This is a genomic window from Actinomadura monticuli (assembly GCF_041463655.1).
GTDB classification, from domain to species: domain Bacteria; phylum Actinomycetota; class Actinomycetes; order Streptosporangiales; family Streptosporangiaceae; genus Spirillospora; species Spirillospora monticuli.
Map to the genome: position 1 here is coordinate 411816 of NZ_JAXCEI010000006.1, position 26052 is coordinate 437867.

Annotated in this window: 27 protein-coding genes and 1 pseudogene; 14 read left to right on the forward strand and 14 right to left on the reverse strand. The window is 72.2% G+C overall.

Features of this window, described 5'->3' with window-relative positions:
• Positions 1-87 precede the first annotated feature (87 nt).
• Positions 88-1206 (forward strand): hypothetical protein, encoded by a 1119-nt coding sequence (locus SM611_RS16580; protein ID WP_371950437.1) that lies wholly within the window; start codon positions 88-90, stop codon positions 1204-1206.
• Positions 1207-1225: 19 nt separating this feature from the next.
• A complete protein-coding gene (locus tag SM611_RS16585) occupies positions 1226-2821 on the forward strand; it encodes a CocE/NonD family hydrolase (protein ID WP_371950438.1) in 1596 nt (531 codons plus the stop codon).
• Positions 2822-2886: 65 nt separating this feature from the next.
• Here SM611_RS16585 and def read toward each other — a convergent pair whose 3' ends face one another.
• Together def and SM611_RS16595 are read right to left on the reverse strand one after the other, a co-directional pair.
• Positions 2887-3420 (reverse strand): peptide deformylase, encoded by a 534-nt coding sequence (def, locus tag SM611_RS16590; RefSeq protein WP_371950439.1) that lies wholly within the window; start codon positions 3418-3420, stop codon positions 2887-2889.
• Between the two features lie 297 nt (positions 3421-3717).
• Positions 3718-4218, reverse strand: a complete 501-nt coding sequence (locus tag SM611_RS16595) for a PucR family transcriptional regulator (protein ID WP_371950440.1) — start codon at positions 4216-4218, stop codon at positions 3718-3720.
• Positions 4219-4494: 276 nt separating this feature from the next.
• Between SM611_RS16595 and SM611_RS16600 the strand changes: the two genes are divergently transcribed.
• Positions 4495-4743 (forward strand): hypothetical protein, encoded by a 249-nt coding sequence (locus SM611_RS16600; RefSeq protein WP_371950441.1) that lies wholly within the window; start codon positions 4495-4497, stop codon positions 4741-4743.
• 9 nt (positions 4744-4752) lie between these two features.
• Complete coding sequence (locus SM611_RS16605; protein ID WP_371950442.1) at positions 4753-5550, forward strand: hypothetical protein; 798 nt, start codon at positions 4753-4755, stop codon at positions 5548-5550.
• Between the two features lie 79 nt (positions 5551-5629).
• Here SM611_RS16605 and SM611_RS16610 read toward each other — a convergent pair whose 3' ends face one another.
• On the reverse strand, positions 5630-5827 hold the full coding sequence (locus tag SM611_RS16610; RefSeq protein ID WP_371950443.1) for a hypothetical protein: 198 nt from the start codon (positions 5825-5827) through the stop codon (positions 5630-5632).
• An 86-nt stretch (positions 5828-5913) separates the two neighbouring features.
• On the opposite strand from SM611_RS16610, the gene SM611_RS16615 reads away from it, so the two are divergent.
• Positions 5914-6201, forward strand: coding sequence for a hypothetical protein (locus SM611_RS16615; protein ID WP_371950444.1), 288 nt, complete (start codon positions 5914-5916; stop codon positions 6199-6201).
• 15 nt (positions 6202-6216) lie between these two features.
• On the opposite strand, the gene SM611_RS16620 is transcribed toward SM611_RS16615, so the two are convergent.
• Positions 6217-7467 carry an MFS transporter gene (locus SM611_RS16620; RefSeq protein WP_371950445.1) on the reverse strand — a complete coding sequence of 417 codons (1251 nt, stop codon included), beginning with the start codon at positions 7465-7467 and terminating at the stop codon, positions 6217-6219.
• 101 nt (positions 7468-7568) lie between these two features.
• On the opposite strand from SM611_RS16620, the gene SM611_RS16625 reads away from it, so the two are divergent.
• The 3 genes from SM611_RS16625 (at position 7569) to SM611_RS16635 (ending at position 10046) form a co-directional block, all read left to right on the forward strand.
• Positions 7569-7925 carry a DUF488 domain-containing protein gene (locus SM611_RS16625; RefSeq protein WP_371950446.1) on the forward strand — a complete coding sequence of 119 codons (357 nt, stop codon included), beginning with the start codon at positions 7569-7571 and terminating at the stop codon, positions 7923-7925.
• A 198-nt stretch (positions 7926-8123) separates the two neighbouring features.
• The gene (gdhA, locus tag SM611_RS16630; RefSeq protein WP_371950502.1) at positions 8124-9461 is read left to right on the forward strand and encodes an NADP-specific glutamate dehydrogenase; all 1338 of its coding nucleotides are present in this window, start codon (positions 8124-8126) and stop codon (positions 9459-9461) included.
• 210 nt (positions 9462-9671) lie between these two features.
• A complete protein-coding gene (locus tag SM611_RS16635; protein ID WP_371950447.1) occupies positions 9672-10046 on the forward strand; it encodes a hypothetical protein in 375 nt (124 codons plus the stop codon).
• A gap of 128 nt (positions 10047-10174) precedes the next feature.
• On the opposite strand, the pseudogene SM611_RS16640 reads toward SM611_RS16635, so the two are convergent.
• A pseudogene (locus SM611_RS16640) lies at positions 10175-10333 on the reverse strand (zinc-binding dehydrogenase); the annotation flags it as partial.
• 80 nt (positions 10334-10413) lie between these two features.
• On the opposite strand from SM611_RS16640, the gene SM611_RS16645 reads away from it, so the two are divergent.
• A complete protein-coding gene (locus SM611_RS16645) occupies positions 10414-10935 on the forward strand; it encodes a potassium channel family protein (protein ID WP_371950448.1) in 522 nt (173 codons plus the stop codon).
• Between the two features lie 99 nt (positions 10936-11034).
• On the opposite strand, the gene SM611_RS16650 is transcribed toward SM611_RS16645, so the two are convergent.
• Positions 11035-11808, reverse strand: coding sequence for an ABC transporter permease (locus tag SM611_RS16650; RefSeq protein ID WP_371950449.1), 774 nt, complete (start codon positions 11806-11808; stop codon positions 11035-11037).
• Positions 11805-12743, reverse strand: coding sequence for an ATP-binding cassette domain-containing protein (locus SM611_RS16655; protein WP_371950450.1), 939 nt, complete (start codon positions 12741-12743; stop codon positions 11805-11807). Before SM611_RS16655 ends, SM611_RS16650 begins: the two co-directional genes overlap by 4 nt.
• Positions 12744-13043: 300 nt before the next feature.
• Between SM611_RS16655 and SM611_RS16660 the strand changes: the two genes are divergently transcribed.
• The 5 genes from SM611_RS16660 to SM611_RS16680 all read left to right on the forward strand — a co-directional run bounded on the left by SM611_RS16660 (position 13044) and on the right by SM611_RS16680 (position 18443).
• A complete protein-coding gene (locus tag SM611_RS16660; protein ID WP_371950451.1) occupies positions 13044-13778 on the forward strand; it encodes a helix-turn-helix domain-containing protein in 735 nt (244 codons plus the stop codon).
• Between the two features lie 100 nt (positions 13779-13878).
• Positions 13879-14865, forward strand: coding sequence for a TIGR01777 family oxidoreductase (locus SM611_RS16665; protein ID WP_371950452.1), 987 nt, complete (start codon positions 13879-13881; stop codon positions 14863-14865).
• A 47-nt stretch (positions 14866-14912) separates the two neighbouring features.
• Entirely contained in the window at positions 14913-17414 is a 2502-nt protein-coding gene (locus tag SM611_RS16670; RefSeq protein ID WP_371950453.1) for an ATP-dependent Clp protease ATP-binding subunit, read from the forward strand.
• 37 nt (positions 17415-17451) lie between these two features.
• Positions 17452-18006 carry a CGNR zinc finger domain-containing protein gene (locus tag SM611_RS16675; RefSeq protein ID WP_371950454.1) on the forward strand — a complete coding sequence of 185 codons (555 nt, stop codon included), beginning with the start codon at positions 17452-17454 and terminating at the stop codon, positions 18004-18006.
• A complete protein-coding gene (locus tag SM611_RS16680) occupies positions 18003-18443 on the forward strand; it encodes a phosphatase domain-containing protein (RefSeq protein ID WP_371950455.1) in 441 nt (146 codons plus the stop codon). Before SM611_RS16675 ends, SM611_RS16680 begins: the two co-directional genes overlap by 4 nt.
• Positions 18444-18514: 71 nt before the next feature.
• Here the strand turns inward: SM611_RS16680 and SM611_RS16685 are convergent, their stop codons facing one another.
• The 7 genes from SM611_RS16685 to paaZ form a co-directional block, all read right to left on the reverse strand.
• Complete coding sequence (locus SM611_RS16685) at positions 18515-20119, reverse strand: GMC family oxidoreductase (RefSeq protein ID WP_371950456.1); 1605 nt, start codon at positions 20117-20119, stop codon at positions 18515-18517.
• A gap of 160 nt (positions 20120-20279) precedes the next feature.
• Complete coding sequence (gene paaE, locus SM611_RS16690; RefSeq protein WP_371950503.1) at positions 20280-21347, reverse strand: 1,2-phenylacetyl-CoA epoxidase subunit PaaE; 1068 nt, start codon at positions 21345-21347, stop codon at positions 20280-20282.
• Between the two features lie 9 nt (positions 21348-21356).
• On the reverse strand, positions 21357-21842 hold the full coding sequence (gene paaD / locus SM611_RS16695; RefSeq protein ID WP_371950457.1) for a 1,2-phenylacetyl-CoA epoxidase subunit PaaD: 486 nt from the start codon (positions 21840-21842) through the stop codon (positions 21357-21359).
• On the reverse strand, positions 21839-22711 hold the full coding sequence (gene paaC, locus SM611_RS16700) for a 1,2-phenylacetyl-CoA epoxidase subunit PaaC (RefSeq protein ID WP_371950458.1): 873 nt from the start codon (positions 22709-22711) through the stop codon (positions 21839-21841). The genes paaD and paaC overlap by 4 nt, the downstream gene beginning before the upstream one ends.
• 7 nt (positions 22712-22718) lie before the next feature.
• Entirely contained in the window at positions 22719-23003 is a 285-nt protein-coding gene (gene paaB / locus SM611_RS16705) for a 1,2-phenylacetyl-CoA epoxidase subunit PaaB (protein ID WP_371950459.1), read from the reverse strand.
• Complete coding sequence (gene paaA / locus SM611_RS16710) at positions 23003-23962, reverse strand: 1,2-phenylacetyl-CoA epoxidase subunit PaaA (RefSeq protein WP_371950460.1); 960 nt, start codon at positions 23960-23962, stop codon at positions 23003-23005. The genes paaB and paaA overlap by 1 nt, the downstream gene beginning before the upstream one ends.
• Entirely contained in the window at positions 23959-25998 is a 2040-nt protein-coding gene (paaZ, locus tag SM611_RS16715; RefSeq protein WP_371950461.1) for a phenylacetic acid degradation bifunctional protein PaaZ, read from the reverse strand. Before paaZ ends, paaA begins: the two co-directional genes overlap by 4 nt.
• Between the last annotated feature and the right edge of the window lie 54 nt (positions 25999-26052).

Below are 26052 nucleotides of genomic sequence, written 5' to 3' on the forward strand. Positions count from 1 at the left end.
CAGCGAAACTGGCTGATGGCCTGCACGTTCGGAAAGAACATTCCGCCCTAGCGGTGATGATCTTCGCTTATAGGCATAATCACGCGAATGGCGATGTCGCTTCCGGTGCGGTTCCGCAGCGATGGCGCGCGGGTGGCCGTGGAGACCGATCCACTGCACGCCCCGCTGCGCGACTTTCTCATCAACGACCTCGGCGAGGACGTCTCCGCGATCGCGCGCGCCCAGGGGCGGCTGGGCCGCGGCGGCCCGTCCGCGCCCTGGGAGGAGGTCTACCGCTACCACCGCCTCGACTTCGACGGCACGATCGTCCACGTCCGGGACGTCGGCGGATGGGCGTCCTGCGACCTCGACCCGGACGTGCTGCGGCAGTGCCTGGAGGAGTACCTCCAGGAGATCGGCGCCCTGCGGAGCCGCCGCAGCCTCGAACGCGTCCTGGGGGAGCCGCGCAACGGCGAGCCGATGGCGAGTTCCCTCGCGCTCGGGTCCGTCTCCCACCGGACGCAGGGCTGGGGCCTGATCCAGTCACCGCGCGCCATGCTGGAGGACATGGCCGGGCTCACCCCGCACCCCGACGGCTGCCTCCCGCACGGCGTCATGGAGACCGGCTCCGGTGCCTGTTGGGCCGACCTCGCCGTCCTGGACGAGTCGGGCACCCGCCTGCGCGGCGGCACCAAGACCTTCATGCCGCGGGGTCTCGACCCGGAGCGGCTTCTGGCGGAGCTCGGCAACACCCTGACGCAGGCCCGTTTCGTCAGCGGCGTCCCGGGAGCGTGGTCGGGCGTGGTCGCCGGTGTCCCGGTGCACGGATACGTCGACCCGGACGCCGTCCCGAGGCTGCCGTGCCAGCCGATCGAGATCGAGGGCGTCGTCCGCCACGTCCGGGTGTTCTTCCCAGAGCTGGTCGACTCCGGGGTCGACCTGGAGGCCGCCGCGTCCAGCGCGGGCACCTTCACCCAGGCGGTGAACGGGCCGCGCCACGTCCTCACGGCGTTCCTGCTCCACGACGTGCAGAGCCATCGCCACCATCTGGAGGTCGTGCGCGCGGCGCGTCCCGGCTGGGAGCACACGGGGAACGCCTGCCATCTGCGGGTCGACGTCCAGACCGTCCGGCTGGAGCATCTGTGGCTGCCCGGCCACGCATGCGAGATGCCGACCGGCGAGTTCGCCGGCGTTCTCTACGAGTACGAACGTCTCCTAGCCTCGTAACCGGACCGAGGAGGAGCGCATGGCCATCGTGGGACGACTCGTCGACCGCCTCTTCGGCCTGCCCGAGGTGCCCGCACCGGACATCGGCATCAGGCGCGACCTGCGCGTCCCCATGCCGGACGGCGCCGTCCTCATCGCCGACCTGTACCGGCCGCGCGGCGTGGGGCCGATGCCGGCCGTGCTGATACGCACCCCCTACGGCAAGCGGCAACCCGCGATGCGGCTGTTCGCCGGGGTCCTCGCAAGGCGCGGGTTCCAGGTCGTCATCCAGAACGTGCGCGGCGTCCTCGGCTCGGGCGGCGAGTTCCACGCCTTCCACAACGAGAAGGCGGACGGCCTGGCGACGCTCGCATGGCTCCGCGACCAACCGTGGTGTAACGGCAAGGTCGCCATGGTGGGCGCGAGCTATCTCGGCTTCACCGAATGGGCCATCGCGCCCTATGCGGACCCTCCCCTTGAGGCGATGGGGCTCGGCGTCACCGCGTCCGAGTTCGTGAGCTCCTTCTATCCGGGTGGTGCGCTCGCCCTCCACAACACGCTCGTCTGGTCGTCGTTGATGGGCACGCAAGGCGAGAGGAAGCGGCCCTTCCACGACAGGCGCGTCCGCCAGGCGATGCGTCACCTGCCGGTAGGGGAAGCGGACACGGCGGCCATCGGACGCTCCGAATCGTTCCTTCGCGACGTCACCGCCCACGCCGAACCGGGCGACGGCTTCTGGGAGGCGACGGACCACAGCGCCGCCGTCCCCGCCACCACCACGCCGGCCACGATGGTGACGGGATGGTGGGACCTCTTCCTGCGCGGCCAGCTACGCGACTTCACCGCCCTCCACGAGGCCGGTCGCCAGGTCCGCATCACCATCGGCCCGTGGGGACACGACACCAAGGCCCTCCGTGCGATGGTCTCCGACCAGGTCTCCTGGCTGAACGCCCACCTGAACGGCGACAAGGCCCAGCTCCGCCGGGCCCCGGTCAGGCTCCACCTGCAGAAGGCCGACCGCTGGCTGGACTTCGACCAGTGGCCCCCGCCCGAGACCAAGCCCACGCCGCTCTACCTCGGCCAGAGCCTCGTCTGGGACGGCCCACCCGACGCGGGCCCCGCCACGTTCACCTACGACCCGCTCGACCCCACACCCACCGTCGGCGGCCCGCTCCTGTCGCCCGGCAAAGGCAAGCAGCGGGACAACACGCGGATCGAGCACCGCGCCGACGTCGTCGTCATGACCGGCACGCCCCTGGACGACGACCTCGACCTCATCGGCCCGGTGTCGGCGACGATCCACGTCCGGACGAGCACCGGCCGGGGCGACCTGTTCATCCGCCTCTGCGATGTCGACCGCGACGGCGTCTCCCGCAACGTCACCGACGGCATCCTGCGCATCGGGAGCGAGGGCGTCGTCCGGGCCGAGATCGAGATGCACCCGACCGCGTACCGCTTCCTGCGCGGCCACCGGCTGCGCGTCATGCTCGCGGGCGGCGCGTTCCCCAGGTTCGCCCGCAACCACGGCACCGGCGAGCCCGCCGGACGGGCCGTCGCGTCCCGCCGCACCCGCTTCGAGATCCTCCGCGACAGGGACCGGCCGTCCGCCGTCCACCTCCCGGTGTGGAACGGCTGACCCGCCGCGCCCTGCGCGTCCAGCCCGCCGCGCTCTCCGCGCCTAGCCCGCCGCGCTCTCCGCGCCTAGCCCGCCGCGCTCTCCGCGCGCAGGGCCTCGAACTCCTTGAGCACCTTCTTGCGCGCCCTTGCCGACAGCCGGTCGATGTAGAGCTTGCCCTCAAGGTGGTCCGTCTCGTGCTGGAGGCAGCGGGCGAGCAATCCCGTCCCCTCTACCCGGATCGCCGCCCCCTCGACGTCGAAGCCGTGCACGGCCGCACGGTCGGGACGTGCCAGGCGCGCATGAGGGCCCGGCACGGACAGGCACCCTTCCTCGTCGTCGTCCAGCCGCCTGTCCTCCAGATCCGGCAGTTCCAGGACGGGATTGACCACGGCGCCCTTGTGCCGCTCGCCGTCCGCGTCGGGGCAGTCGTAGACGAAGACGCGCAGGTCCACGCCGATCTGGTTCGCGGCCAGGCCGACGCCCTCCGCTTCGTACATGCTGGCGAACATGTCGTCGGTGAGCTCCCGCAGCGTCGCGCCGAAGTCCTCGACCGGCCGGCACGGCTGATGCAGGACAGGAGTCCCCACCAGCGTGATCGGCCGCGCGCGTCCCGCCATCGCCTCGCCCCTTCGCCCCTGCAAGCCGTCCGGAATACGCAATTACATCACGCTCCCCCACCAGATGTTCGCTGAGCGTGGTCCGTTCGTCGCACATAGTGGCCCGTTCGTCGATGGGGAGGGCCGAAACCTCGATTCGGCGCGCCGCCCTCGCTACGTTCTTCACATCCGCCGCCGGCCGGTGCGAGCCGCTTCGGGGGGAGCGGCCGGTCCTGTGAGAACACCGGGGCCGGCACGGGCGGAACGGGGGGAGAGGGGTCACTTCGGGGGGAGTGGCCCCTCCGCCCGTTCAGGCGCTCAACCGCGGTTCACGCCTGCGGCGCGTCCGCCGGGGGACAGCCGCCGGTCGCCCGGATCGAGGCGGACGAGATGGTGCAGGAGCAGCAGCAGCTCGATGCGCCGGTCCGGATCGAGCATGATCCCGCCGAGCGTCTCGCCCAGCCGCCGGATCCGGTACCGGACGGTCTGCTCGTGCACCAGCAGCCGCTCCGCCGCCGCCACCGCGTTGTCGCGGCACTCCATGTAGGTCAGCAGCGTCCGGGCCAGCGCGTCCCGGCGGTGCGGCGGCAGCTTCATCAGCGGCGCGAGCCGGCCGCCGAGCGCCACGTCCAGCAGCTCCTCGCTCTGCGCCGCCACCAGGCTCGGCAGATGGTCCAGGCAGCGCAGCGGCTCCTTGCCCGGCAGCACGCCCCGCTCGACCAGCGCGAGCCCCTGCCGCGCCCAGCGCAGCGACAGCGCGGCCGGCCGGTGATTGTCACCGCGCTGACAGTCGACGACACGCCGCGCGGCGTGTCGCACCGCCTCCCGGGCAATGCCGGAAGCCCCGCCGGACGGCCCGCGAACGGGGCAGGAGATCTCCCCGCAGGAGACGTTTCAGCGCCGAACCGGAAATCTTCGTAAAGGTATCCCCGGGCCTGATCAAACGGCACCGGATTCCCTCCAAAAGGGCGAAGATCGGCGCCGCCGACCGGACGTTCCCGACGTAACGGCAATTGCCGATAATCCCTCCCGCGCCGCGAAAACTTGACCCGGATGGCGTCGACTTCCGTGCCCCGCTGCGCGAAGGTCGTCCCCATGAATTCACGAATTCGAGGCGCCGGGGCGGCCGGGCCGACCGGCTGGCTGCTGGCCTTTCTCGGCGCCCGCGAGCAGGCGCTGCGCACCCACTCCGGACTCGCCGCCGGCCCCGCCGAATGGCTGCTGGTCTTCCTGCAGGTCGAGAGCGCCGAACTCGCCGCCCGGCAGCGTCCCGCACCCCTGCTCGCGCGGCGCGACCGGCGCGAGGAGTCCCCGTTCGGCCGGCTGACCGCCCGCAGCGCATAGGGGAAGGCCATGACCCTCGAGATGCTCTTCGCCGCCCTGATCGGCGGCGCGATCGGCCTCGCCGAACTCGTCGCACGCTACCGCGACAAGCCGTTCTCCGCCCTCCTGTCGCCGGGCGGGCTGCTGTTCGTGTTCGTCAACGGCAGCGCGTCCATCGTCGCGCTGATCGCGGTCACCGCCGCCGACTGGACGTTCGGGCTCCCCGACACCACGCCCCCGGCGAGCCTCATGGTCGTCCGGGTGATCGCCGCCGGGCTCGGCTCCGCCGCCGTCCTGCGGATGTCGTTCGCCCCCGCCCAGAGCAGGGCCGCCGGCGCCGGGCCGATCTCCGTCCTCAACGGCATCCTCCGGATCGCCGACGGCGAGCTGGAGCGCAAGCGCGCCCTCAGCAGGCTGTCGCGCAACGACCTGGCGGGGCTGTCGTTCGAGCGCGACCACGCCGCCCTCGCCGAGCTGTGCTGCCACCTCATGCGCGAGTTCGACCTGTCGGAGGCGCAGCGGCTCGGCGGCCTCGCGGCCGAGCTGAGCCACCGCGACGACCTCACCGACGCCGACAAGCTGGACTGCTGGGGCCTGGAGCTGACCCGGCTGGTCGGCGAGCGCGCCCTCCGGCAGGCCGCGCGGCGGCTGCGCGACCGGCCCCGCGACGAGCCCCGCCCCACCGTGCCCGACGAGCGCGCCCCGGCGCCCGACACCGACCACCCCGTGGAGACCGTGCCGCCGCCCCGCCCGCCCGTCGCCAAGACCTCCCGCCTCGCCCCGAGCGCCAACGGCAGGACGGAACGCAAGTCATTCAGCGACGTCTGATCGTCCTGGGAGATACCGGTGCGTCCCCTTTGCGGGCGCACCGGTATTTTCGCGCCGGTGTTCTTTGCGGAAACGATCGCTATTTCGGCCGGACGGGCAATGGCGGGGCGGTATCGTTCTCGTCCCGCTCCTCCAGCGTCGCGGCGATGCGGTGCAGCGCCTCCGCCAGCGAGACCAGCGCCTGCACCTGGGCCGCGGCCATGAGATTTCCCGGGGAGGGATCGGCGGCCTGCGCCTCCGCGGCCGCGTCGCACGCCTGCTGGCTCCACCAATGCACGCGGCGATCCTATTCGAGCCGGCGAATGCGGTACCCGGCGCCGCGCCGCGCCATGACCGGCACCGGACAATGAAAGGGGCAGGAACGTGAACTCAGAAACGCGTGCGGCGCCCGCCGCCGGGGCCGCCGACGGGCGGCCTCCGCGCTGGACCGGGAAGCCGGTGCGCCGGCTCACCACCGGGGAACTCGCCGAGGCCCTCGAATACCTGGAACGGCACCGGCCCGACGACGACGTCCTCGGCCGCGCCCTGGCCGGGGAGTTCGCCCGCCGCACCGCCGCCGCCGAGTTCGCCCGCCGCGCGGCCGAGCGCGCCCGGAGCGCCGCCGACCGGAGCCCCGCCGACCGGAACCCCGCGGCGGGCCCGGACGGGTGAGCGCCCGGACCGCGATCAGGGAGCGGGTGCGGGCGTGGGGGCGGCTCCGGAGGCGGACGGCACGGCGCCGGAGGGGCGGTGCATCAACAGCGGGACGCACAGGAAGATGAACGTTCCCATGACGAGGAAGTACGGCGTCGTCCCGGCGTCCAGCAGCAGGCCGCCGGTGAAGGGGCCGAGGAAGAAGCCGAGCTGCCGGACCTCCGACAGGCCGAAGTACGCGCCCTTGTGCTCGCCGGACGCCATCTCGTGGACGGCGATGTCGGGCAGCGGCAGCAGGACGCCCTCGCCGATCGTCCAGAAGACGATCCCGGCGTACAGCCAGACCAGGCCGGACGGGCTCGCCCAGAAGCACGCGAACGCCAGCGTGAAGTTCGCCGCGCCCAGCACGATCAAGGCGGTGCGGCCGATCCGCCCCGACACCCGGTCGATCGGGAGTTGCAGCGCCAGGGCGAGCACGGCGTTGGTGATGAACAGGACCGCGAAGTAGCCCTCCGTCCGGTCGCCGTACCGCTCCTTCATGTAGAGCGGGATCATCGACTCCAGCTGGGAGAAGACGAAGAAGACCACGATGCCGCCGGCGACGACCGCGAGGAGCCGCCGGTCGCGCAGCGTGGCCGCGACCGACGCGCGCGCGGACGGCCCGGCCCCGTCCCCGCGCGGCGGCTGCAACGCCACGAGGTCCCGGTTCCGCACGAGCACGAGGACCAGGTAGGACGCGTAGAAGAACGCGGGCACGGCGAAGAACGCCACCGGATCGACGTGGTACAGCGCGCCGCCGATCGCGGGCCCGCCGATGGCGCCCGCGCAGAGCGTCATGTACCGCACCCTGAACATGCGGCCCTCCGCGCGCCCGGGGGACTCGTCGGCCGCGTGCGACAGCAGCTTCTTCGCGCCCGGCTCCACCATCAGCCGCGCCCCGCCCAGCAGCAGGAACAGCACCACGATCGCCGCCGCCTCGCGGACCGAGGCCAGCAGCCCGTACACGGCGACGTAGCAGACCAGCCCGGCCCGCATCAGCGGCACCGCGCCGAGCCGGTCGACGATCATGCCGCCGAGCAGCCCGCCGAACGCCGCGATGAGCGCGACCGCCCCGACGACCGCGCCCACGGCGGGCTTCCCGAGGCTCGTGTGCTCGCTCAGGTACAGCGGCGCGAACGGCATCGCGGCGAAGAACGCCAGCGAGTTCAGCAGCGCACCGCCCTCCAGCAGCCGCTGTGCCGGGGTGAGCCGCCATAAGGGCGCCTGGCGCGCGGTCTCCGGCATGCGGCCTCCCCGTGGACGGACGGCCAGAGCGTACGGCCCGGCACCGACAGAACCCGGGCATCGAGCCGCCGGGCCGGGTATAGGTGGGACTGGGAGGAAGCATGGACGTCAAGCTGCGCCGGGTGTACGAGCCCGCATCGTCCGACGACGGCACGCGGGTCCTGGTCGACCGCGTGTGGCCGCGCGGGCTGTCCAAGGACAAGGCCCGCCTGGACGAGTGGGCGAAGGACGTCGCCCCATCGACCGAGCTGCGCAAGTGGTACGGCCACGACGTCGACAAGTTCGGCGAGTTCACCGACCGCTACGACGCCGAGCTGCGCGACCCCGACCGCGCCGCCGCCCTCGACCGGCTCCGCGAACTCGCCGCCGGCGGCACGCTCACCCTCCTCACCGCGACCAAGGACATCGACCACAGCCAGGCCGCCGTCCTCGCCGGCCACCTCCGCGCCGCCCCCTGACCGCTCGCCGCCGCGGTGGTTCACGAGCCCGGCGCTCTCGGCATGGGACCGTTCAGGGCTTTGGTCGGCAGTGCACCGGTTCCGACCTGCGGTCACCCCGTCTCAGGCGGTGAAACACAGGTTTTAGAGTGGAGGGGTCTCACGGAAGGGAACCTCACCATGCCACTGGCCCCTCGTCTGCCGGCGCCGCCCGAGACAATGGCCGCCCTGGAAGAGTCCTACGACAGGGTGCTCAGCCGGGACCCGGGCGAACCGGAGTTCCACCAGGCCGTCCACGAGGTGCTCGAGTCCCTCGGCCCGGTCCTGGCGGCGCGGCCGGGGCTGGCGGCGGCCAAGATGGTCGAGCGGGTGATCGAGCCGGAGCGCCAGATCATGTTCCGGGTGCCCTGGCAGGACGACAACGGTGAGATCCACGTCAACCGCGGCTTCCGCGTCGAGTTCAACGGCGCACTCGGGCCGTACAAGGGCGGGCTCCGCTTTCATCCGACGGTGAACCTCGGCATCGTCAAGTTCCTCGGCTTCGAGCAGATCTTCAAGAACGCGCTGACCGGGCTCGGCATCGGCGGCGGCAAGGGCGGCAGCGACTTCGACCCGCACGGCCGCAGCGACGAGGAGGTCATGCGGTTCTGCCAGTCGTTCATGACCGAGCTGTACCGGCACGTCGGCGAGCACACCGACGTCCCGGCCGGGGACATCGGCGTCGGCGGCCGCGAGGTCGGCTACCTGTTCGGCCAGTACCGCCGCGTCACGAACCGCTGGGAGGCGGGGATGCTGACGGGCAAGGGCGCCCTCTGGGGCGGCTCCGCGTGCCGGACGGAGGCGACCGGCTACGGCAACGTCATGTTCACGTCCGAGATGCTCCGCCGCCGCGGCGAGGACCTGGACGGCCAGCAGATCACCGTGTCCGGCTCCGGGAACGTCGCGATCTACACGATCGAGAAGGCGCAGCAGCTCGGCGCCAACGTGATCACGGTGTCCGACTCCAGCGGGTACGTGGTGGACGAGAAGGGCATCGACCTCGACCTGCTGAAGCAGGTCAAGGAGATCGACCGGGGCCGCGTGTCCGACTACGCCGACAAGCGCGGCGTGTCCGCCCGGTTCGTACCGGGCGGCCGGGTCTGGGACGTCCCGGCCGATATCGCGCTGCCGTCCGCGACGCAGAACGAACTGGACGCGGAGGCCGCGCGGATCCTCGTCCGCAACGGCGTCAAGGCGGTGTCCGAGGGCGCCAACATGCCGACCACGCCGGAGGCCGCGCACATCTTCCAGGACGCGAACGTCGCGTTCGGCCCCGGCAAGGCCGCCAACGCGGGCGGCGTCGCCGTCAGCGCCCTGGAGATGCGCCAGAACGCGAGCCGCGCCGCCTGGTCGTTCTCCCGCGTCGAGGAGGAACTGGCCTCGATCATGCGGAACATCCACGAGACGTGCTACGAGACCGCCGAACGCTACGGCGCACCCGGCAACTACGTCGTCGGCGCGAACATAGCGGGCTTCGAACGCGTCGCCGACGCCATGCTCGCCCAGGGCCTCATCTGACCCCGCCCTGACGCTCGCTTCTCCGTGCCGCCTCACGACGGCAGCGCTACCAAGATGTGACGTCGCACCAGCTCCCACGCGTTTACGATCTTGGTTCGGAAGTCCTTGTGCGCTGTTTCAGAGAGGGCGGGATGGTGGAAACTCCAGTACCCGCCCAGTCCTCGGCAGTACCTGGAAGGCCACACCGGGACTTCTCAGATCCAGGTCTCGATGCCGTCCGATATCGACGGCGACGTCACCATCACGGCGAACATCGAGGGAGTGGGGACGCGGAGCCACACCGTCCGGGTGCACCCCGGTCTCGTCGGGTTCGACGTCGAGCCGTGGGTGATCACCGGCGGGCAGCCGTTCGCGGGCACCGTCCGCCTCGGGACGGCCACGAGCGTGCCGATCAGCGTGCATCTCGAAAGCAGCGACCCGGTCGTTCAGCTCCCCGCCGAGGTGACCATCCCGGCGGGCCAGTCCTCGGTCACCTTCCAGGGAACGACGTCAGAGGTGAGCGAATTCGCGGCCCCCACCCTCACGGCGCGACTCCCGGACGGCAGTACCTGGGAGACCACCATGTTCGTGGATCCCGCGTCCTGACCGTCCCCCCCGGCCCTCGGGCCTGCTGCCAGTGCAGGAGGCCCGAGGGCGGGACACGCCAGAACGCCGTCCTCGGCGTGCTTCCGTCGAGGACGGCCGCGCCGGCTGAGGCTTGTCAGGGGAGCTTGTCAGGGGAGTAGGAGCCAGCGGCCGCGTTGGCCGCCGCCGGCGACCCTGTCGTAGGCCGTTGCGGCGTCGGTCAGGGGCACCCGGCCGGCGACCCGTGGTTCCAGGACGCCATCGGCGGCGAAGGTGAGCAGTTCGGTGAGCCTGGCGCGACCGCCGGACGCCCTGACCGCTACGGCGCCAGGCGGGTGCGGATGACCGAGACGATTTCTTCGTCCCGCCGGGGAATGGGTGGGGGGTGGTGACCCGCTCGCGCCGGTTCGTGTTCTGGGCCGTCCTGCGCCCGACGCTGACGACCGCCTGCCTGCTGGCGGTCTACTTCGCGGTGCCGCTGACCCGTTCGTTCACGGGCGTGACGAGCGTGGTGCTGGGCTGCTCCCTGGGCGCGCTGGGAGTCCTCGTCGGGTGGCAGGCGAAGGCGATCGTGCGGTCGCCCACGCCGCTGCTGCGTGCCGTCGAGGCGCTCGCGACGTCCGTCACGCTGTTCTTGGTGGTGTTCGCGGGGAGCTACTGCCTGATGGAGAACAATGCGCCGGGTACGTTCTCCGAACCGCTCACCCACGTCGACGCGCTGTACTTCACCGTGACCGTGTTCTCATCGGTCGGGTTCGGGGACATCGTTCCGCGCTCCCAGCCGGCGCGGATCCTGACGACCGTCCAGATGTTCGGTGACCTCGTGTTCCTCGGCCTCGTGGGAAAAATCCTCCTCGACGCGATGCGCCGGGGCGTCCAACGCCAAGGCCGCGACGCCGACCCCACGTAACCGAACCGGACTTCGTGACCGGGCTGGAATGGGTGGCCTGGAAAGGGTGAAGGGCCGTCTGGACCTGGGGTCCGACGGCCCTTGGGGCGGGGTGCTCTGTCAGGGCTTGTTGAAGGTGCGCTTGGCCCAGAGGTAGGAGAGGGCCGCTATGCCGGTGCACCAGGCGGTGGCGATGGTCGCGCTGTTGCCGATGGGGGTTCCTAGGAGGAGACCGCGGATGGTTTCCATGATGGGGGTGAAGGGCTGGTACTCGGCGAACCAGCGGAGGGCGGTGGGCATGGAGTCGGTGGGGACGAAGCCGCTGCCCAGGAAGGGCAGGAGGATCAGCGGCATCGGGGCGTTGCTGGCGGCCTCGGGGGTCGGGGACTTCAGGCCCAGGGCGACCGACAGCCAGGTGACGGCCAGGGCGAACAGGGTGAGCATCGCGATGGCGGCCAGCCATTCGAGTGCGGTGGCGTTCGGGCGGAAGCCGATGGCCAGGGCGATCCCGATGAGGACGGCCATGCCGAGCAGCTGCTGGACGACGCTGCCGACGACGTGGCCGGTGAGGACGGAGGCGCGGGAGATCCGCATGGTGCGGAAGCGGGCGATGATGCCTTCGGTCATGTCGGTGGCGACCATGACGGCGGTCCCGGTCGCGGCGGTCGCGACCGCCATGAGGAGGATGCCGGGGACGACGTAGTTGACGTAGGCGTCGCGTCCGCCGCCGAGTCCGCTGCCCAGGGTGCCGCCGAGGACGTAGACGAACAGCAGCAGGATGATGACCGGCGTGATGATCAGCTGGACGGTCATGGCCGGGTAGCGGACCAGGCGCTTGAGCTGGCGCCGGACCATGGTGGACGAATCGCGCATCGCGAGGGTGAGGGTGCTCATGGGGTGGGCTCCTTCTGCCGGCCGGTGAGGGTGAGGAAGACGTCGTCGAGGTCGGGGGTGTGGACGCTCATGTCGGCGATGTCGATCGCGTGGTCGTCCAGGAGGGTGAGCAGTTCGCGGATCGAGCGGACGCCGCCGTCGCTCGGCACCCGCAGGGTGAGCGCCTCGGGGTCGGCGATGCCGGTGCCGACGAGGCGGCGGGCGGCGTCGAGCGGGGGCGTGCCGGTGAAGGTGAGCCGGATGTGGCCGCCGGGGACGAGGCGTTTCAGCTCGTCGGCGGTGCCCTCGGCGATCAGGCGTCCGTTGTCGAGGAGGGCGATGTGGTCGGCGAGCTCGTCGGCCTCATCCAGGTACTGGGTGGTCAGGAAGATGGTGACGCCGCGGGCGACGAGTTCGCGGACGGTCCGCCACATGGAGCGGCGGCTGCGCGGGTCGAGGCCGGTGGTGGGCTCGTCCAGGAAGATCAGGCGGGGGTCGCCGACCAGGGTCATCGCCAGGTCGAGGCGGCGCCGCATGCCGCCGGAGTAGGTGGAGGCGGGCTTGCGCGCGGCGTCGGCCAGGTCGAAGCGGTCGAGCAGTTCGGCGGCCTTGCGCTTGCCGTCCTTGCGGGGCAGGTGCTTGAGGTCGGCCATGAGGAGGAGGTTCTCCTCGCCGGTGAGCAGCTTGTCGACGGCCGAGTACTGGCCGGTGACGCCGATGGCGCCGCGCACGTCGTCCGGTTCGCGGGCGAGGTCGTGCCCGGCGACCTGGACGGTGCCGCCGTCGGCCGGGATCAGGGTGGAGAGAATCTGGACGGTGGTCGTCTTGCCGGCGCCGTTCGGGCCCAGCAGAGAGAAGATCGTCCCTTCGGGGACGGCCAGGTCGACGCCGTCGAGCACGACCTTGTCGCCGTAGGACTTGCGCAGCCCGTTCGCCGCGATGGCCAGGTTGGTCATGATGGTGCTCCTCAGAGGCCGCGAGCGACGATGTCGCCGTAGGTGGTCGCGTGGATGTCGAGGTCTGTGGCGCCTCCGGCGTCGCACCCCGTGGATTGTGTTTCCGATGCTAAAAACGCTACGTTGCGTTTCAAATTTTGGCAACGACTGTGTTGCACGTGAAGAGCGTTTCTACAGGTAGAAAGTCCTAAATTGTTGCAATGACATGAAGGTCAATGCAACGACTGGACAGTCGATTGTTGCAATGACTTGGAAGTGAACGCTATGCTCTCCGCATCCAGGAGCACCGAGGAGGTCGCGATGCCGGGAGGCAGGCTCACCCAGCAGGAACGCCAGCAGATCGCGCTGGGGGTGGCCGACGGCCTCGCCTACGCGGAGATCGCCCGCCGCCTCGATCGTCCGACCTCGACGATCACGCGCGAGGTGATGCGCAACGGCGGGCCCACCGCCTACCGCTCCGACCTGGCGCACCGCGCCACCGAGCGCCGCGCCCACCGGCGCAGGCGGGCGGCGTCCCGGGAGGCGCCCCCGCGGCCCGACGGGCGGGACACCGAGGCCCTCCGCGAGTACACCGAGACGTTCACCACCGTCCTCATGGCCTCGGGGATGCCCAAGATGACGGCCCGGGTGCTGGGGTGCATCTCCCTCACCGACACCGGCAGCCTCACCGCGGCCGAACTGGTCCAGCGCCTCCAGGTCAGCCCGGCGTCGGTGTCCAAGGCGATCGCGTTCCTGGAGGAGCAGAGCCTCGTCCGGCGCGAGCGCGACGAGCGGCGCCGCGAGCGCTACACCGTCGACGACGACGTCTGGTACCAGTCGATGATGGCGAGCGCCCGGTCGCTCACCCAGATCGTCGAGACCGCGCGGCAGGGCGTCGACGTCCTCGGCCGCGGCACCCCGGCCGCCGAGCGCCTCGAGAACGTCGCCCGTTTCCTCGAATTCGTCAGCGAGAGCACCATTCGCGCTGCCGAACAGGCCCGCGAGGTGCTGCACGGCCCGGTCGAGACCCCGGCGGACGATGTGGAGCGCGGGTAGGGCGGCCCTCCGGGAGATCCGGTGTGGCGTGCGGCACCGTTCTTTGAACGCGTTCAGTTTTGCGGTTAGAGTCGCCTGTGGGACGTCGAGAGGCGGGGCGATGAAGGTTGTGATCCCCGGGGGTACCGGGCAGGTGGGCACGATCCTGGATCGCGCGCTGACGGCGGCGGGGCACGAGGTCGTGGTCCTGACGCGGAGGCCGTCGCGCGAGCGCGAGATCCCGTGGGACGGCCGGACGCTGGGCGCCTGGGCGGAGGCGGTCGACGGCAGCGACGTCGTGATCAACCTGGCGGGGCGGAGCGTCAGCTGCCGCTACACCCCCGCCAACCTGCGGGAGATGATGGATTCGCGGGTCCAGTCGACGGAGGTCGTGGGCGCGGCGATCGCGGCCGCCGCGCGACCCCCGCGGGTCTGGCTGCAAATGAGCACGGCCACCGTCTACGCGCACCGGTTCGACGCGCCGAACGACGAGGCGACCGGCGTGATCGGCGGTGGTGAGCCCGGAGTACCGGGGTACTGGGGCTACAGCGTCAGGATCGCCCGGAACTGGGAGCGGGCGCAGGAGCGGGCCGAGACGCCGGGGACCCGCAAGGTCGCGCTGCGGGCCGCGATGGTGATGAGCCCGGATCGCGGCGGCGTGTTCGACGTCCTGTCGTGGCTGGCGCGGCTCGGGCTCGGCGGGCCCGTCGCGGGGGGCGCGCAGTACGTGTCCTGGATCCACGACCGCGACTTCGTCCGCGCGGTCGAGTTCCTGATCGGACGGGACGATCTCGCCGGGCCGGTCAACCTCGCGGCTCCGGGGCCGCTGCCGCAGCGGCGGTTCATGCGGGCGCTGCGGGCCGCGTGGGGCGTCCCGGCCGGCCTGCCCGCGACCGCGTGGATGGCGGAGGTCGGCGCGCTCGCGATCCGGTCCGACACCGAGCTCCTGCTGAAGAGCCGCCGTGTCGTCCCCGGCCGGCTGCTCGACGCGGGGTTCGCCTTCGAGCACGTCCGGTGGCCGGACGCCGCCGACGATCTCGTGCGGCGCCGCCGGGGAGCCGCGCGCACCGTCCGGCCGGGTTTCCGGGAGCGCGCCACGGGCACGTGAGTGACCATTGCCAGACGTGTCCTTCGACGACCGGGGGGTTTCCGAAGATGACCGCGGGATGGTACGGGTCAGGGGGGATGGATCCCTTCGAGGAGATGCTCGCCCGTTTCTTCGGTTCGCGGGCGCACCGCCGCCCGCAGGAGCGGATCAGCATCGCCCGGCTCATGAGCGAGCCGGCGCGCGAACTGGTGCGGGACGCGGCGGCGCAGGCGGCGCAGTGGGGCAGCGTCGACCTCGACACCGATCACCTGCTGTGGGCGGCGACGCGGCAGCAGGGGACGCGGCACTGGATCGAGCGGGCCGGCGCCGACCCGGACAAGATCAAGGACGAGATCGAGAGCCATGGCCGGCGGGGCGAGCCGCGCGACGTCCCGCCCGAGCTGACGCCGTCGGCGAAGCGCGCGCTGCTGGACTCGCACCAGGTGTCGCGGGCGCTGGGCTCGTCCTACATCGGGCCCGAGCACGTCCTGTTCGCGCTGGCGCTCGACCGCGGGTCGAGCGCGGGCCGGATCCTCGACCACGAGCACGTGACGCCGGACACGCTGCAGCAGGCCGCGAGCGGGGGCGGCCCCGGGCAGCCGCCGCCGGGCGGGGGCGGCGCGCAGCCGTCCGCGACGCCGACGCTGGACGAGTTCGGCCGCGACCTGACCGCGCTGGCGCGGGAGGGCCGGGTCGACCCGGTGATCGGACGGCAGCAGGAGATCGAGGAGACCGTCGAGGTCCTGTCGCGGCGCACCAAGAACAACCCGGTCCTGATCGGCGACCCGGGCGTCGGCAAGACGGCGATCGCCGAGGGGCTGGCGCAGCGGATCGTCGACGACGACGTGCCCGAGACGCTGCGCGGGAAGCGGATCGTCCAGCTGGATCTGGGCGGCGTGGTCGCGGGCACCCGCTACCGGGGCGACTTCGAGGAGCGGCTGAAGAAGCTCGTGGACGAGATCCGCGAGCACGCCGACGAGCTGGTCGTGTTCATCGACGAGATCCACACGATCGTGGGCGTGGGCAGCGCCGAGGGCGCCATGTCCGCGGGGAACATGCTGAAGCCGCCGCTGGCGCGCGGTGAGCTGCACGTCGTCGGTGCGACGACCATCGACGAGTACCGCCGCAACATCGAGAAGGACGCGGCGCTGGAGCGCCGGTTCCAGCCGATCCTCGTGTCGGAGCCGAGCGGCGACGACAGCATCGAGATCCTGCGGGGCCTGCGCGACCGGTACGAGGCGCACCACCAGGTGCGCTACAACGACGAGGCGCTGGTCGCGGCCGTGGACCTGTCCAGCCGCTACCTCACCGACCGGTTCCTGCCGGACAAGGCGATCGACCTGGTCGACCAGGCGGGCGCGCGCGTGCGGCTGCGGTCCGGGACGCGGGACGGCAGCCGCCGCGAGCTGGAGCAGCGGCTGGAGCGGCGGCGCCGCGAGAAGGACCAGGCGGTCGCGGACGAGCACTACGAGAAGGCGTCCGAGCTGCGCGACGAGATCGGCCGGCTGGAGAAGGACCTCGCGACGGCGCGCGACGACGACGCCCCCTCGACCGTCCCGGAGGTGACGGCGGAGGACATCGCCGAGGTCGTCTCCCGGATCTCCGGGGTGCCGGTCACGCAGCTCACGCAGGCGGAGCGCGAGAGGCTGACCGAGCTGGAGGAGCATCTGCACCAGCGCGTGGTCGGGCAGGAGGACGCGGTGGCGGCGGTGGCGCGGGCCGTCCGGCGGTCCCGCGCGGGCATGGGCGACCCGGACCGCCCGATCGGCGGGTTCCTGTTCCTCGGCCCGACCGGCGTGGGGAAGACGGAGCTGGCGAAGGCCCTCGCCGAGGCGCTGTTCGGCAGCCAGGACCGGATGATCCGGTTCGACATGAGCGAGTTCCAGGAGCGGCACACCGTCAGCCGGCTGATGGGCGCCCCGCCCGGATACGTCGGGTACGAGGAGGCGGGGCAGCTCACCGACGCCGTCCGCCGCCGCCCGTACTCGGTGATCCTGCTGGACGAGATCGAGAAGGCGCACCAGGACGTGTTCAACGTGCTGCTGCAGATCCTCGACGACGGCCGGCTCACGGACGCGCAGGGCCGCACCGTCGACTTCCGCAACACCGTGGTGATCATGACGAGCAACCTGGGCTCGGAGCTGATCACCGGCACGACCGAGATCGGCTTCGGCATGTCCGGCGAGGGGAGCGCGCTCGGCGACCGGGTCATGCGGCGCCTGCGCGAGTCGTTCCGGCCCGAGTTCCTCAACCGGATCGACGAGATCATCGTGTTCCGGCGGCTGGAGGCCGGCCAGCTCAGGCAGATCACCGACCTGCTGCTGGACGAGACGCGCCGCCGCCTCCGCGCGCAGGACGTCGACGTCGACTTCACCGCCGAGGCCGTCGACTGGCTCGCCGAGCGCGGCTACCAGCCGGAGTTCGGCGCCCGGCCGCTGCGCCGCACGATCCAGCGGGAGGTCGACGACCAGCTCTCGGACCTGCTGCTGTCCGGCGACCTGGAGCACGGCCGGCATGTGGAGGTGTCCGCGGTGAACGGCGGCCTCCAGTTCGACGTCAGCACCGAGTAATGGTTAAAGTCCTTCTGTAACCCTTACAGGAGGACGTGTGCTCATTCCGATCGCCGACTACGCGCGGGGCGTCGAGGTCGCGAACGCCCTCGTCGCCACGTCACCGGAAGTGCGGGGCGGCGAGGCTCTCGCCGACGCCGGCGCGCTGGCGGGCCTCCTCCCGCCGCTCGGATTCCGGACGCCCGGCGCCGGGGACGTCGAGAAGGCCCGGTTCCTGCGCCGGGAGGTGCGCGCCGTGCTGGAGGCCGAGACCGAGGAGCGGGCGGTGGAGGGCGCGTCGCTGCTCGCCGGGCACGCGGGGCTCGCACCCGTGCTGCGCCGCGACCCGTCCGGCCGGTGGCAGTGGTACGTGCCGACCGTCCGGGACGCCTCCCTCGCCGGCGAGCTGGCCGCCGTCATCGGCGTCGCGCTGCTCGACCTGATCCGGGCGCTCGGCCACGGCCGCTTCCGCGCGTGCGCCGCGCCCGGCTGCGCGGGCGTGTTCGCCGACGCCAGCCGCGCCGGACGCCGCCGCTACTGCATGCCGGAGCGGTGCGGGAACCGGCAGAACGTCGCCAACCACCGCGCCCGCCGCCAGGCGGTGACCCCGTGACCGCCCCGCTCACCGGCGCGATCCGGCTGCCGGACGGCGCCTGGGTCCGGGGACGCGGCCTCCGCGACCCGCTGCCCGATGGCCCGCCGCCCGACTTCGGCCTCTACCTGGGGACGGCGAGGCTCCGGCGGCGCCACGAACCGGGGCTGCGCTGGGAGTCGGCGTGGCTCGACTGGCCCGACTTCCGGCTGCCCCGCGACCGGGACGAGGCCGTCCGGCAGGTCCGCGCCCTGCACGAGCGGGCCGCCGCGGGCGCGGCGGTGGAGGTCGCCTGCGGCGGCGGCGTCGGACGCACCGGCACCGTCATCGCCTGCCTCGCCGTCCTGGCCGGCGTGGACCCGTCCGGCGCGGTCGCCTGGGCGCGCGAGCACCACCACCCGCGCGCCGTCGAAACCCCCTGGCAACGCCGCTGGGTCGTCAGAGAATTCGCCCGTTGAACTGCGGCGTGTTGTTGTTATCCGGCCTGCCATAACAACAACATGCCGCAGGTCAACGAAATGGGTGGCGGCTAGTCGCCCAGGATCAGCGTGGCGGCGTGCTCGCCGATCATCATGCTGGGCGCGTTGGTGTTGCCGCCGATGATGCTCGGCATGATCGACGCGTCCGCGACGCGGAGCCCCTCGACGCCGCGGACCTTCAGCGCCGGGTCGACGACGGCGCGCTCGTCGGCGCCCATCCGGCAGCTTCCGACCGGGTGGTAGACGGTCGTCGCGCGGTTCGGCAGCTCCTTCGCCAGCGTCTCCCGGTCCGGGTACTGCGGCCCGGGGGACAGCTCCGCCTTCACGTCCCCAGCGATGATCTTGTTGTTCATCACCTCGCGGACGAGTTCGATGCCGTCCAGCAGCAGCCGCGCGTCGTCGGGCTCGGTCAGGTAGCCGGGGTCGATGACGGGCGCCGCGGCCGGGTCGGCGGACGCCAGCCGGACCGTCCCGCGGCTCTTCGGGTAGATCAGCGTCGGCATGATCGTCAGCGCGGGCCGCTTGTCGACCTTGTGCCGCACCGGGGCGTCCTGGTTCGGGAACGGGTACGACCACGGCAGCGCGTGGATCTGCAGGTCGGGGATCTCACCGGCCTGCCCGCTGCGGACGAACCCGACCGCCTCGAACACGCTGCGGGCCACCCACGTCCCGCCCTTCGTCCACTCCTTCGCGACGCCGCGCGCGAAGTAGGGGGCGGTGCCCTTGTTCCGGGCGGTGTCCATGACGAACGTCATCGGCACGAACATGTGGTCGTGCAGGTTGTCGCCGACGGGCAGGTCGGCGTGCACGTCGATGCCGTGCTCGCGCAGGTGCGCGGCCGGGCCGACGCCCGACAGCATCAGCAGGTGCGGCGACCCGAACGCGCCCGCCGCCAGGATGACCTCCTTGGACGCCCGGATCGTCCCCGGCCCCTTCTTGGTGACGATCTCGACGCCCGTCGCGCGGCCCTTGTCGATCACCACCTTGCCGGCCGTCGCGCCCGTGACGACCGTCAGGTTCGCGAGCCCGTGGTCGTCCAGGTAGCCGACGGACGAGCTGTACCGCAGCCCCTTGTCGACGCTCTGCTGGAAGATCCCCGCGCCTTCCTGCTCCGCGCCGTTGTAGTCGTCGTTGCGCTTCACCCCGGCCGTGTCGATGAGCGACTCGATGAACGCCTCGGACGCCGGCGTCAGGTCGCGCTGCCGGGTCACCTGGATCGGCCCGCCCGCGCCGCGCAGGTCGGTGGCGCCGTCCTCCCAGTTCTCCAGCCGCTTGTAGCTGGCGAGGACGTCGTCGAAGCCCCAGCCGGCGCAGCCGTCCGCCGCCCAGTCGTCGTAGTTCTTGCGGTGCCCGCGCACGAACAGCATCCCGTTGATCGACCCGGAGCCGCCGAGGACCTTCCCGCGCACCTGCGGGATCTTCCGGCCGAGCGCGTGCTCCTGCGGGGTGCTGTAGAAGCCCCAGTCCAGCTTCTTCTTCAGCTGCGGGACGTTGTGGAAGACGGCGATCAGGCCGGGCTTGCGCACCAGCGGCGTCCGGTCCGGCCCGCCCGCCTCCAGCAGGACGACGCTCGCCCCCGAGTCGGCCAGTCGCCGCGCCAGCACGCACCCCGCGCTGCCGGCCCCCACCACGACGTAGTCAGCGGTCTGGTCCATGTCTTCCTCTCAGCGGCCCCGCGCACGCGCGAGCGCCCCAGTCGAGGGCCCGCGCCTGGCCCGGTCGTTGCCGCCGCCAGGGCGACTTCACGAGTGCGCCGATCGTAAGGAGGCGGGGGCGCCGCGCCCACCCCTTGTCCCGATGACCGGAACGTGCGGGTCAGGAGTCGTAGTCGACGGTGAGGCGGGGGGTGGACGGGGTCGACTGGCAGGTGAGGATGTAGCCGGCCTCGACCTCGGCGGGGTCGAGGGCGAAGTTGCGGCGCATGTCGGCCTCGCCTTCGACGACCCTGGCGCGGCAGGTGCCGCAGACGCCGCCCTTGCACGCGAACGGCAGGTCGGGGCGGACGCGCTGGGCGGAGTCCAGGATCCGCGCGTCGGCGGGCTGGGTCAGGGTCGTCGAGCGGCCGTCCAGGACGACGGTGACCTCGCAGGACGGGCCGCTGGGCGCCGCCTGCGCGCGGTTCGGCCCGGGCGGGGCGTCGTCCACGAAGAAGAGTTCCTGGTGGACGCGGTCGCGCGGCACGCCGAAGCCGTCGAGGACGTCGCGGGCGTCGGTGACCATGCCGAGCGGGCCGCACAGCCACCAGTGGCCGACGTCCGCGACGGGGACGAGGAGGGGCAGCAGCGTGCGCAGCCTGCCGGCGTCCAGGCGTCCGCTGAACAGCTCCGCCTCGCGGGGCTCCTGGGAGAGGACGTGGACGAGCTCGAAGCGGTCGGGATGCGCGTCCTTCAGGTCGGCGAGCTCGTCGGCGAACATGACGGTGCCGCTCGTCCGGTTGCCGTAGAGGACGGTGACGCGGGCGTCCGGGTCGGCGAGGGCGGACGCGGCGATCGACAGGACGGGCGTGATGCCCGATCCGGCGGCGATGAGGACGTGGTGCGCGGCGGTGGTGTCCAGGGTGAACGTGCCGGAGGGCGGGAGCACCTCGACGGTGTCGCCCGGCCGCACGTGGTGCACCAGCCAGGAGGAGAACAGGCCGTCGGGGATCTCGCGGACGCCGATGCGCGGCGCCGCCCCGGCGGGGGCGCAGATCGAGTACGAGCGGCGTTCCTCGCGCCCGCCGATCGTCCGGCGGAGCGTGAGGAACTGGCCGGGCCGGAAGGCGTAGGCGGCGGCGAGGTCCGGCGGCACGTCGAAGGTGACCGCCACCGCGTCGTCGCACAGGCGCTCGACGCCCGCGACGCGCAGCGCGTGGAAGCCGGCCCGGCGTGGTGCGGCCTCGATGAGCGTCACTCAGATCTCCTTGAAGTGCTCGAACGGCTCGCGGCAGGACGCGCAGCGGCGCAGCGACTTGCAGGCCGTCGCGCCGAACCGGGACAGCTCGACCGTGTCGGCGGACCCGCAGCGCGGGCAGCGGACGCGCCGTGTCGGGCCCAGCGTGAGGGGGATCGGGCCCGGCGCGCGGCGGGGCGCCGGGCCGGGCGGCGCGATGCCGGCCTCCCGCAGCTTGCGGTGCCCCGAATCGCTGATCCAGTCGGTCGTCCACGGCGGGTCGAGGACGGTGCGGATCCGGACGTCGGTGTATCCGGCGACGGCGAGGCGGCTCCGCAGGTCGGCGCGCATCGTGTCCAGGGCGGGGCAGCCGGTGTACGTCGGGGTGATCGTCACCTCGACGCGGCCGGTCTCCTCCGTGACGTCGCGCAGGACGCCGAGTTCGGCGAGCGTGAGCATCGGCAGCTCGGGGTCGGTGACCGTCTCGGCGACCGCGCGGGCGCTCACCAGGTCGCTCCGGGGTGCGCGCGGGCCAGGCTCTGCATCTCGGTCAGGAGGGCGGTGAGCGCCGGGGAGTGCGCGCCGTCCCGTCCGGCCAGGTGGGGCGGGACGGGCTCGGGACGGCGCAGGGTCGCCCGCGCCAGCACCTCGTCGAGGACGGCGTCGACCTCGTCGCGGACGTCGGACGGGTCGGCGCCGGCGCCCGCGTCGGCCATCCGGCGCTCGACCTCGTGCGTGGCGAACAGCTCGCCGGTCAGCGGCCACAGGTGGTCCAGCGCCCGCTGCGTCCGGTCGTGGGACAGGGCGGTGCCGTCGCCGAGCCGGACCGTCCACAGCGCGGCGTGGTCGCGGTGGTAGGCGACCTCCTTGACGCTCTTCGCGGCGATCGCGGCGAGGACGGGGTCGGCGGAGAAGGTGAGGCGGTCCAGGAGCGCGAGCCGCCAGGTCGCGAACATCAGCAGCCGGACCGTCGAGTACGCGAAGTCGCCGTTCTCCGCCTCGGCGAGCCCGACGTTGCGGAAGTCGGACGCGTCGCGGAAGTAGGCGAGGTCGTCCTCGCCCCGGCCCTTGCCCTCGGCGACGCCCGCGCGGGCCAGCAGCAGCCGGGCCTGGCCGAGCAGGTCGAGCGCGATGTTGGCGAGCGCGACCTCCTCCTCCAGTTCGGGTGCGTGCGTGCACCATTCCTGGAGGCGGTGCGACATGACGAGCGCGTCGTCGCCCAGCATCAGGCAGTACGCGGCCAGCGCGTCGCGGTCGACGCCGTCCGGGACGGACGGGTCGATCCCGGAGAGCGGGTCGTCGAAACCGGTGCCGAACGCCCAGCGGGCGTCGTCGCTCTGCTCGGAGAGCGCCTCGAACGGGTTGTCGGAGGGCATCGGGACCTCACATGTGCGGGACGTTCTCGGGGATGTCGTAGAACGTCGGGTGCCGGTAGACCTTGTCGCCGCTGGGGGCGAAGAACGGGTCCTTCTCGTCCGGGCTGGACGCGGTGATGTCCTTCGCCTTGACCACCCAGATGCTGACGCCCTCGTTCCGCCGCGTGTACAGGTCGCGCGCGTTCCGCAGGGCCATCTCGTCGTCGGGGGCGCGCAGCGACCCGACGTGCACGTGGTTCAGGCCGCGCTTGCCGCGGACGAACACCTCGTACAGCGGCCAGTCCTTGTCCATCACGCCACCTCCCTTCCGGAGTCGGAGTGCTTGGCGGCGTACGCGGCGGCGGCCTCGCGCACCCAGGCGCCGTCCTCGTGGGCCTTGCGGCGCCGCTCGATCCGCTCGGCGTTGCAGGGGCCGTCGCCGCTGATCACGCGTTTCAGCTCCGACCAGTCGATCTCGCCGAAGTCGTGGTGGCCGCGCTCCTCGTTCCAGCGCAGGTCCGGGTCGGGGAGCGTGACGCCGAGCGCGTCCGCCTGCGGGACGGTCATGTCGACGAACCGCTGCCGCAGCTCGTCGTTGGTGTGCCGCTTGATCTTCCAGGCCATGGACTGCGCGGTGTGCGTCGAGTCGGCGTCCGGCGGGCCGAACATCATCAGCGACGGCCACCACCAGCGGTTCACGGCGTCCTGCACCATCTCGCGCTGGGCCCCGGTGCCGCGCATGAGCGTCATCAGCAGCTCGTAGCCCTGCCGCTGGTGGAACGACTCCTCCTTGCAGATGCGGATCATCGCCCGCGCGTAGGGGCCGTAGGAGCTGCGGCACAGCGGCACCTGGTTGCAGATCGCGGCGCCGTCCACCAGCCAGCCGATCACGCCGACGTCCGCGAACGTCGGCGTCGGGTAGTTGAAGATCGAGGAGTACTTCTGCCCGCCGGAGATCAGCTTGGCGGTCAGGTCGGACCGGTCGGCGCCGAGCGTCTCCGCCGCCGAGTACAGGTAGAGGCCGTGGCCCGCCTCGTCCTGCACCTTGGCGAGCAGGATCGCCTTGCGGCGCAGCGACGGCGCGCGGGTGATCCAGGCGCCCTCCGGCTGCATCCCGATGATCTCGGAGTGCGCGTGCTGGGCGATCTGCCGGACCATCGTCGCCCGGTACTTGTCCGGCATCCAGTCGCGCGGCTCGATCCGCTGGTCGCGGCCGATCGTCCGCTCGAAGTGCGCCTGCGTCTCCCGGGTGTCGCGGGTCTCCTGGGTCATGATGCCTCCCGCTTGGCCACGAGGGTGAGGACGTCGTACCTGGCGACCGAGGCGCCGTCCTGGTTGGTGACGTCGGTGTCCCAGCGGACCTCGCCGTAGGCGGCGTTCTCGCGCGGGCTGATCTGCTTGGCGGTGAGGGTGACGGTCAGCGCGTCGCCCGGCTTGACCGGCGTGAGGAACCGCAGGTTCTCCAGCCCGTAGTTCGCGAGGACGGGGCCGGGATCGGGCGACACGAACAGGCCCGCCGCGAACGAGACCACCAGGTAGCCGTGCGCGACCCGGCCGCCGAAGAACGGGTTCGCCTTGGCGGCCTCCTCGTCCATGTGGGCGTAGAAGGTGTCGCCGGTGAACTCGGCGAAGTGCTCGACGTCCGCGAGGGTGACGGTGCGGGGGCCGGCGACGACCGTGTCGCCGATCCGCAGCTCTTCGAGGTGCTTGCGGAACGGGTGGGCGCCGGTCTCGGTGCGGGGCGCGCCCGGCGTCCAGCGCCCGGTGATCGCGGACAGCATCGAGGGCCCGGCCTGGACGGCGGTGCGCTGCATGTGGTGCATGACGCCGCGCATCCCGCCCATCTCCTCGCCGCCGCCCGCGCGTCCCGGGCCGCCGTGCACGAGGCCCGGCATCGGCGAGCCGTGCCCGGTCGACTCCTTCGCGTCCTCCTCGTTGAGGACCAGCAGCCGCCCGTGCCACGGCGCGGCGCCCAGCACGACGCGGCGCGCGAAACCGGGGTCGGCGGTGACGACCGAGCCGACCAGGCTGCCGAGGCCGCGGGCCGCCAGCGCGACCGCCCGCTCGGCGCCGCCGTCGTAGGGGAGTAGCGTGCTGACCGGGCCGAACGCCTCGACCTCGTGCGGCTCGGCGCGGTCGGCGTCGTCCGCGCGCAGCAGGATCGGGGACAGGAACGCGCCGCGCTCGGCGTCGGCGCCGGCCACCTCGACGCGCTCCGGGTCGCCGTACACGATGCGGCCCGCGTCCAGGAGCTTCTTCAGCTGCCGGCGGACCTCCTCGCGCTGTTCGAGGGTGGCGAGCGCGCCCATCCGGACGTCCGGGTCGGACGGGTTCCCGATCTTCACGCGCGCGAGCCGCTCGCCCGCCGCCCGCGCGACGTCGTCCATCAGGTCGGACGGGACCAGCGCGCGCCGGATGGCCGTGCACTTCTGGCCGGCCTTCACCGTCATCTCGGTGACGAGCTGCTTGACGAACAGGTCGAACTCGGCCGTGCCGGGGCGGGCGTCCGGGCCGAGGATGGAGCAGTTCAGCGAGTCGGCCTCGGCGTTGAAGCGGACCGACCGCCCGGTCACGACCGGGTGCGCGCGCAGCGTGCGGCCGGTCGTGGCGGACCCGGTGAACGCCAGGACGTCCTGCTCGGTCAGGTGGTCGAGCAGGTCGCCGGGGTCGCCGCAGACGAGCTGGAGCGTCCCCTCCGGCAGGATGCCCGACTCGACGATCAGCTCGACCAGCCGCGCGGTCAGGTACGCCGTCTGCGGCGCGGGCTTGACCAGGCTCGGCATCCCGGCGAGGAACGCGGGGGCGAGCTTCTCCAGCGGGCCCCACACGGGGAAGTTGAACGCGTTGATCTGCACCGCGACGCCCTGGAGCGGCGTGCAGACGTGCCGTGCGGCGAACGTGCCGCCCTTGCCCAGCGGCTCCACGTCCCCGTCGACGAGGACGGTGTCGTTCGGCAGCTCGCGCTTGCCCTTGCTCGCGTACGCCAGCAGGACGCCGATGCCGCCGTCGACGTCGATCTTTGAGTCGGCCAGGGTCGCGCCCGTGCGGGCCGACAGCGCGTACAGCTCGTCGCGGTGTTCGCGCAGGTGAAGCCCGAGGTTCTTGAGCAGCGCGGCGCGCTGGTGGAAGGTCAGCTCGCGCAGGGCCGGGCCGCCCGTCCGCCGCCCGTGCTCCAGCGCCGCGCCCATGTCGATGCCGGACGTGGAGACGCGGGCGACCAGCTCGCCGGTCACGGCGTCGGCCAGCGGGGCGCCCTCGTCCGGCGGGACATGCCAGGCGCCGGACACGTAACTGGGCAGCGGACCCATCTGGCCTCCTCGATTTACTGACCGTCCGTTCAGTCAGATATTAACCCGGTGCGC